This window comes from Microbacterium sp. (assembly GCF_047606385.1).
GTDB lineage: Bacteria > Actinomycetota > Actinomycetes > Actinomycetales > Microbacteriaceae > Microbacterium.
This window is the reverse complement of record NZ_JASGEL010000073.1, coordinates 1-6,667: the sequence shown is the minus strand read 5'-3', so window position 1 is coordinate 6,667 and position 6,667 is coordinate 1. Positions and strand designations below refer to the sequence as shown.

Below are 6,667 nucleotides of genomic sequence, written 5' to 3'. Positions count from 1 at the left end.
GCACCACGGCGGCCGCCCACGCCCGTCGCGCCGACGCGCTCACGGCCGGGCGCCGGTTCCGCGCCGCCCGGGGCCTCACGCATCCGATCGACGACTTCCTCTACACGTACTACTCGTACAAGCCGTCCCTGCTGCGCCGGTGGCATCCGGGTGCCGGGGTCGTGCTGGCCGACGCGCCGGAACGCGCCGGGTGGCGGTGGTACCGCGCCGACGGCGACGGCGTGAGCGTGGACGCCGCGGCGTTCCGCGCCGAGCGGGCCGTGCTGCTGCGGGCGATCGGCGGCATCCTGCACGGCGCCCTGTCGCGCAATCCCCGGCTGGGCTGCTTCGGGCTGCACGAGTGGGCGATGGTCTACCGCGAACCCGAGACCCGGCACGCGGTGCCCCTGCGGCTGGGCGCGACGGGCACGGACGCGGTGGTCGAGGCGCACGAGCTGCACTGCACGCACCTGGACGCGTTCCGGTTCTTCACGCCGTCGGCGGCGCCCCGCAACGCGACCGTGCTGTCGCGGGCGGGCCAGGCGGCCGCGGAGCAGCCCGGCTGCCTGCACGCCAACATGGACCTGTACAAGTGGGCCGTCAAGCTCGGGCCGCTCGTGCCGGGCGATCTGCTGCTCGACGCGTTCGAGCTGGCCCGCGACATCCGCGTCGTCGACATGCGGGCCTCGCCGTACGACCTGCGCGAGTGGGGCTACGCGCCGATCGAGGTGGAGACGGACGCCGGCAAGCGCGAGTACATCGCGCGCCAGCGCGGGTTCGCCGAGCGCGCCCGTCCGCTGCGCGCGGCGCTGCTGCAGATCGCGGGCGGCCAGGTCTGGCACCGGCGTTCGCCGGTGCGAGACTTCTGAGTGATGCTGCATCTCCTCCGCCGGGCCCGGTCCCGATGACCCCGTCGCGCCGGACCGCCGTCGCCCTGCTCGTGGCGGCGTGCTTCTTCATGGAGAACCTGGACGGCACGATCGTCACGACCGCCGCCCCCGCGATCGCCGCCGACCTGGGGGTGAACGCGGCCGCGATCGCCATCACGGTGACCGCGTTCCTGCTCGCGGTCGCCGTCGTCATCCCCGCATCTGGCTGGCTGACCGACCGGCTCGGCGTGCGACGGGTGTTCCTCGCCGCGATCGCGCTGTTCACGATCGCGAGCGTGCTGTGCGCGGTGAGCCTCAGCCTGCCGATGCTCGTGGCGATGCGGGTGCTGCAGGGCGTGGGCGGTGCGCTCATGGTGCCGGTCGGACGACTCGCGGTGCTGCGGGTGACGCCGAAGTCGGAGATCATCCGGGCGATCGCGATCCTCGTGTGGCCGGGGCTGGTGGCGCCGGTGATCGCGCCGTTCCTCGGCGGGGTGCTGACGACGTACGCGTCGTGGCACTGGATCTTCCTGGTCAACGTGCCGTTCGGGCTCGTCGCGTTCGGGTTCGCCCTGTTCCTGGTGACCGACGTGGAGCTGCCGGCGGCATCCCGTTTCGACTGGTACGGGCTGGTCGCCACCGTGGTGGGCCTGGGCGCGCTGCTGTGGGCCGCCGGCACCGTCACCGAGTCCGGCGCGGACGTGCCGGTCCTGATCGTGGTGACGGCGATCGGTGTGGTCGCGACGGCCCTGGCGATCCGTCATCTGCTGCGTACGCCGTTCCCGCTCGTGGACCTGCGCGCCTTCCGTCACGAGTCGTTCCGCGTCGCCAACGCGAGCGGCTCGCTCTATCGCGCCACGATCAGCGCCGTGCCGTTCCTGCTGCCGTTGCTGTTCCAGGACGCGTTCGGCTGGTCGGCGGTGGCCTCCGGCGCGATCGTGCTGACCCTGTTCATCGGGAATGCGGCGATCAAGCCGGCGACGACACGGATGCTGCACGGCTTCGGCTTCCGGAGCGTGCTCGTCGTCTCGATCGTCGTCGGCATCGCCTGCATGGTCGCGATGGCGTTCCTGACGGCGGCGGTGCCGATCGCGCTCATCGTGGTGCTGCTCGTGATCAGCGGCGCGGCGCGGTCGGTCGGGTTCACGGTGTACACCACGATCACCTTCGCCGACATCTCGGCCGGCGAGATGACCTCGGCGAACACCCTCAACTCGACCCTGCAGCAGCTCTCGTCCGGTGTGGGCGTCGCGGTCGGCGGGCTGAGCCTCGCCGTGGGACAGGTCTGGGGCCCGGGCGCCGTGCCCTATCGCTTCGCGTTCCTCGTCATCGCCGCGCTCACGCTCGTCCCGCTCGTCGAGGCCGCGCGCATGTCGCGCGACGCCGGCAGCTCGCTCACGCGACGCGCCTGACTCCGGCGTCGCGACGACCGTGAACGCCGATGTCGTCGCCGTTCCGCTGCGCGGCGCGGTGCCGTTACCGTGGCACCGTTCCCCACCCGGACCACGAACAGGAGACATCATGACCGAGCAGCAGATCCGCCAGATCGTCCTGGCGACCGACGACCTCGACGCGTCGATCGCGTTCTACGAGGGGCTCGGCTTCCCGTTGAAGTTCCGTGATGGCGACCACTACGCCGCGCTGGACGGCGGGACCGTGACGCTCGCGCTCGCGACTCCGCTCGACCACCCGATCCCCGGCCAGATCGTCGTGGGCATCAAGACCGACGACGTGGATGCCGCGGCCGCCGCGATCGAGGAGGCGGGCGGCGGGATCGCCCGTGCGGCGTACGACGACGCGCACGAGCGTCGGGCGGTCGTCTACGACAACCAGGGCAACGGGATCGTGCTGTACAAGTCGATCCAACGCTGACGAGCACGCCTCGACCCCGGGTACGAGGCTCGAGCGCGGTTGTCCACAGGTTCATGACCGCACGGTCGCGTGTCGGAGGCCGGCCATATCATTAGTACATGTATTCGAACCTCCGATTCGGCTTCAGCGACGCGGATGCCGCGGAGCTGGCGGACGTCGTGCATGAGGCGCTCGCGGCGCAACGCGAAGCGGAGGCGGCGCAGGCGCGACTGACCCGCGCGCTGGCGCGCGCCGGGGCGATCGCCCATCGGCAGACCGACGGGGCGTCCGCCGACGTGAAGGAGCGGGAGATGGCGTTGCGCTCGGTCGCCGCCGAGCTCGGCGGCACGCTGCGGGTCTCCGACCGGTCGGCACAGCGTCAGATCGATCGGGCCGAGACGCTGGTGACCAGATTCCCGGCGACGCTGGCCGCGTGGGAGGCAGGTCGCATCACTCGCGGGCATGTCTATGTGATCACAGATCTCGGCCTGCCGCTGCCGGACGAGGCGCTCCCCCGGTTCGAGCAGACGGCGGTGGCGCGCTGCGAACAGGAGGTTCCCGGACGGGTGCGCGCCGGACTGGCGATCCTGGCCGAGCGGCTCCATCCGCGAACGCTCGGCGAGCGTCATCGAGCCGCACGAGAGGGCCGATGCGTACGAGACTGCGACCTGCCGGATGCCATGGCCGCGCTCACGCTGATCGGCCCGGCCATCACGGTCCACGCCATGTACGACCGGCTCACCCGGCAGGCCGTCGCCAGCGTCGAGGCTCGCGCACGAGCGAAGGAGCGCCTCCGTGTCCGCACGGCAACGGATCACGACGAGATCCTCGCATCCGACCCCCGCACGATGGACCAGCTGCGCGCCGACATCCTGACCGACATGGTCCTCACGGCTCAGCCCGGCGCCGATCCCACCCGCACCGACGACGGTCCCGGCACGCTGGGCGCCATCCGCGCGACGGTCCAGGTCGTGGTTCCCGCACTCACGCTGCTGGGCGTCGACGACCACCCCGCCGACCTCGTCGGCCACGCCCCCATCGACGCCGACACCGCCAGGCGCCTCGCCGGAGCGGTCCCCACCGCGTGGGCGCGGATCCTCACCCACCCCGTCGCCGGCGCCGTGCTCGCGACCGACACCCGGTTCGCGGAAGGACCCTTGCGCCGGCATCTGCGCGCCCGCGACAGCCACTGCCGATTCCCCGGGTGCCGCGTCCCTGCCGTCCGCTGCGAGATCGATCACACTGTCGACCATGCCGCCGGCGGCCCGACGCGCCTCTCGAACCTGGCGGGGCTCTGCAGGCGACATCACTCCATGAAGCAGTTCACCGCCTGGCGAGTCCGGCAGCTGGGTGACGGCGTCCTGGAATGGACATCGCCCCTGGGCGAGGTCTACATCGACGACCCACCCGCGCCGACGGTGCATTTCGTCCCGGACGGCGATCCGCCTCCGTTCTGACCCGCTCTCGCGGAGGTCTCAGCGTTCGGCGATGATCGCCCGCTCGACGAGGTGGGCGGACAGCATCCGCTGCACGCCCTTGGCCGCAGACCGTCCGGCCCGGTTCGCGCCGATCGTGCTCGCCGACGGGCCGTAGCCGACCAGCTGCACGCGGGGGTCCACGACCGCGGTGGTCCCCCGCCCGTTGCGGTCGAGCCGGATCCCGCCGGCTGCTGACCGCAGGTGCAGAGGCGCGAGATGGCCGATCGCCGGCCGGAAACCGGTCGCCCAGAGGATGACGTCGATGCGCTCGAAGGCGCCGTCTGCCCAGCGCACCCTGTCGGGCTCGATCCGCTGGAACATCGGCCGCCGGGCCGCGTAGGCGCCGAGCCGTTCGGCCTCGCGCTCCTGCGGGCGCAGCATGAGCCCGGTGACGCTCACCACGCTCTGCGGCGGCAGACCCTTTGACACCCGCTCCTCGACGAGCGCGACGGCGGCGGCTCCGGCTTCCGGCGTGAACTCGTCCGTCCGCCACACCGGCTCCCTACGGGTGACCCACAGCGTGTCGGTGATCGGGGCCAGCGCGCCGAGGAATTGCACGGCCGACGCTCCGCCGCCGACGACGAGCACCCGCTTGCCGATGAAGTGCTCCGGGCCGGGGTAGTCGACCGTGTGCAGCTGCTCGCCGAGGAAGGTCTCCATGCCCGGGTAGTGCGGGATGAACGGATGCGTCCACGTGCCCGTCGCGTTCACCACGGTGCGGCTGCGCCACTCCCGCAGCCCTGACCGTGTGAGGAGGATGCCGCCGTCGTCGACGACGTGGTCGACCCGCACCGGCCGGACGACCGGCAGACCGTGCGCACGCTCGTATGCGGCGAAGGACGCGGGCACGACGACGTTCGCGCGGCGGCCGTCGCGCGGCGGCGGGACATCGCCCGGCAGCTCGGCGACGCCGTGGACGTCGCGCATCGTCAGCGCGTCCCAGCGGTGCCGCCATGCACCGCCCGGCTCGGTGTCGGCATCGAGGACCACGTGGCGGATGCCGAGACGCTGCAGGTGGTAGGACGCCGACAGGCCGGCCTGCCCCGCGCCGATCACGATGCTGTCGAGGACGGTCACGACAAGCCGAACGCCGCCGGCGCTCGCGTTCTTCCTCGATCGTCGCGGGATGCCGCTACCGAGGCCGTCAGGCCGGACGGCCTCGCTCTTGGTGGACCTGAGGGGACTCGAACCCCTGACCCCCTGCATGCCATGCAGGTGCGCTACCAGCTGCGCCACAGGCCCTCATTCACCCCTCGCGGGGCAACCCTGAAAGACTACTACATCCGCCCGGGACGCACCGAATCGGGCACGCCGTCACTCGACCGAGTGCACCGGCAGGTCGAGCGGGACGACCGGGCAGTCCTTCCAGAGCCGCTCCAGGCCGTAGAAGGTGCGCTCCTCCTCGTGGAACACGTGCACCACGAGGTCTCCGAAGTCGAGCAGCACCCAGCGCGACTCCTGACGCCCCTCACGGCGGATGCGCTTGACACCCGCCTCGAGCAGCTTCTCCTCGACCTCGTCCGCGATGGCCGCGACGTTGCGCTCGTTGCGGCCGGTGACCAGCAGGAAGACGTCGACGAGCGGCAGCGGCTCCGACACGTCGAGCGCGACGAGGTCCTCCCCGCCCTTCGCGTCCGCGGCGCGCGCAGCGACCTGCAGGGCCTCGATGCCGGCAGCGGTCGCCGTCACGAGAACACGCCCGTCGCCACGGCGAGCACCAGCACGCCGATCAGCGCGAGGGCGAGCGCGCCCGCGGTGATCGCGAGCACCAGCATGAGCCTGCTGCCCTTCTCGGGGGCCGGCGGCCGGATGATCTCGTCCGCGGACTTGACCGTGCTGATCGCGGCGCTGGCTGCGATCGGGGTCGGCGAGGACGCCGGCGGCAGCTCACCGTCGATGAGGACTGCGTCAGCGTCGATGCCGTCCGTCGTGCCGGCCGCGTGACCGCGCGATCCGAGCCCTTCCGGCAGATCGAAGGTGCCGGTCAGGATGACCTCGCCGGTCGCCGTGACCGGGCCCACCAGAGGCGGCGCCGACGGGGTCTGCGACAGGATCAGCGCACTGGCGGCGGTCGTCGCGCCGTTGGTCGCGGTCTCGCGCGACAGCAGCTGGTCGAACGACGGCGGCAGGGTGGCCGCCGGGGCCTCGCCCGCGAGCAGGTCGGAGCCGAGCTGATCGGACACCGTCGCCGGCGTCGCGTCCTCTTCCGGCGCCGTGGACAGCCCCAGCGCACGCGCCGCGTCCTCCACCGGCGCCGCCGCCGCGGGCACGGTCTCCGGGGGCGGCGCGTAGCCGTGCGCAGCGGCGACGTCGGCGGAGATCACCGGCACGGAGGCGGTGCGGATGCGCTCCTGCTCCCGAGCCTGCCGCCGGGTCAGCGGCGAGACGCCGAGATCGACGCTCGCGTCGGGAGGCGGAGCCGGAGCCACCTGCGCCGGCTCGGCCGCGCGCGGCAGCGGCGCGGGCTCCGCCGGCGGGGGCGCGGCGGGG

The 6,667-nt window shown here is 72.6% G+C and carries 7 protein-coding genes and 1 tRNA gene; 4 read left to right on the top strand and 4 right to left on the bottom strand.

What is annotated here, in order from left to right:
* The 4 genes from QM626_RS07065 to QM626_RS07050 form a co-directional block, all read left to right on the top strand.
* Positions 1 to 848 (top strand): 3-methyladenine DNA glycosylase (locus tag QM626_RS07065; RefSeq protein WP_415075416.1); only part of this gene is annotated, 848 nt, incomplete at its 5' end.
* Positions 849 to 883: 35 nt separating this feature from the next.
* Positions 884 to 2,260: a DHA2 family efflux MFS transporter permease subunit gene (locus tag QM626_RS07060; RefSeq protein WP_415075414.1), complete on the top strand. Its 1,377-nt coding sequence runs from the start codon at positions 884 to 886 to the stop codon at positions 2,258 to 2,260.
* 109 nt (positions 2,261 to 2,369) lie between these two features.
* A complete protein-coding gene (locus QM626_RS07055) occupies positions 2,370 to 2,720 on the top strand; it encodes a VOC family protein (RefSeq protein ID WP_415075412.1) in 351 nt (116 codons plus the stop codon).
* A gap of 98 nt (positions 2,721 to 2,818) precedes the next feature.
* On the top strand, positions 2,819 to 4,156 hold the full coding sequence (locus QM626_RS07050) for a DUF222 domain-containing protein (protein WP_415075410.1): 1,338 nt from the start codon (positions 2,819 to 2,821) through the stop codon (positions 4,154 to 4,156).
* Positions 4,157 to 4,174: 18 nt separating this feature from the next.
* Here the strand turns inward: QM626_RS07050 and QM626_RS07045 are convergent, their stop codons facing one another.
* The 4 genes from QM626_RS07045 to QM626_RS07030 all read right to left on the bottom strand — a co-directional run.
* Entirely contained in the window at positions 4,175 to 5,254 is a 1,080-nt protein-coding gene (locus QM626_RS07045) for an NAD(P)-binding domain-containing protein (RefSeq protein ID WP_415075408.1), read from the bottom strand.
* A gap of 89 nt (positions 5,255 to 5,343) precedes the next feature.
* A tRNA-Ala gene (locus QM626_RS07040) sits at positions 5,344 to 5,419 on the bottom strand.
* Between the two features lie 72 nt (positions 5,420 to 5,491).
* Complete coding sequence (rsfS, locus tag QM626_RS07035; protein ID WP_415075406.1) at positions 5,492 to 5,866, bottom strand: ribosome silencing factor; 375 nt, start codon at positions 5,864 to 5,866, stop codon at positions 5,492 to 5,494.
* The coding region (locus QM626_RS07030) for a hypothetical protein (protein WP_415075404.1) at positions 5,863 to 6,667 on the bottom strand (805 nt) is incomplete at its 5' end. The genes QM626_RS07030 and rsfS, both read right to left, overlap by 4 nt.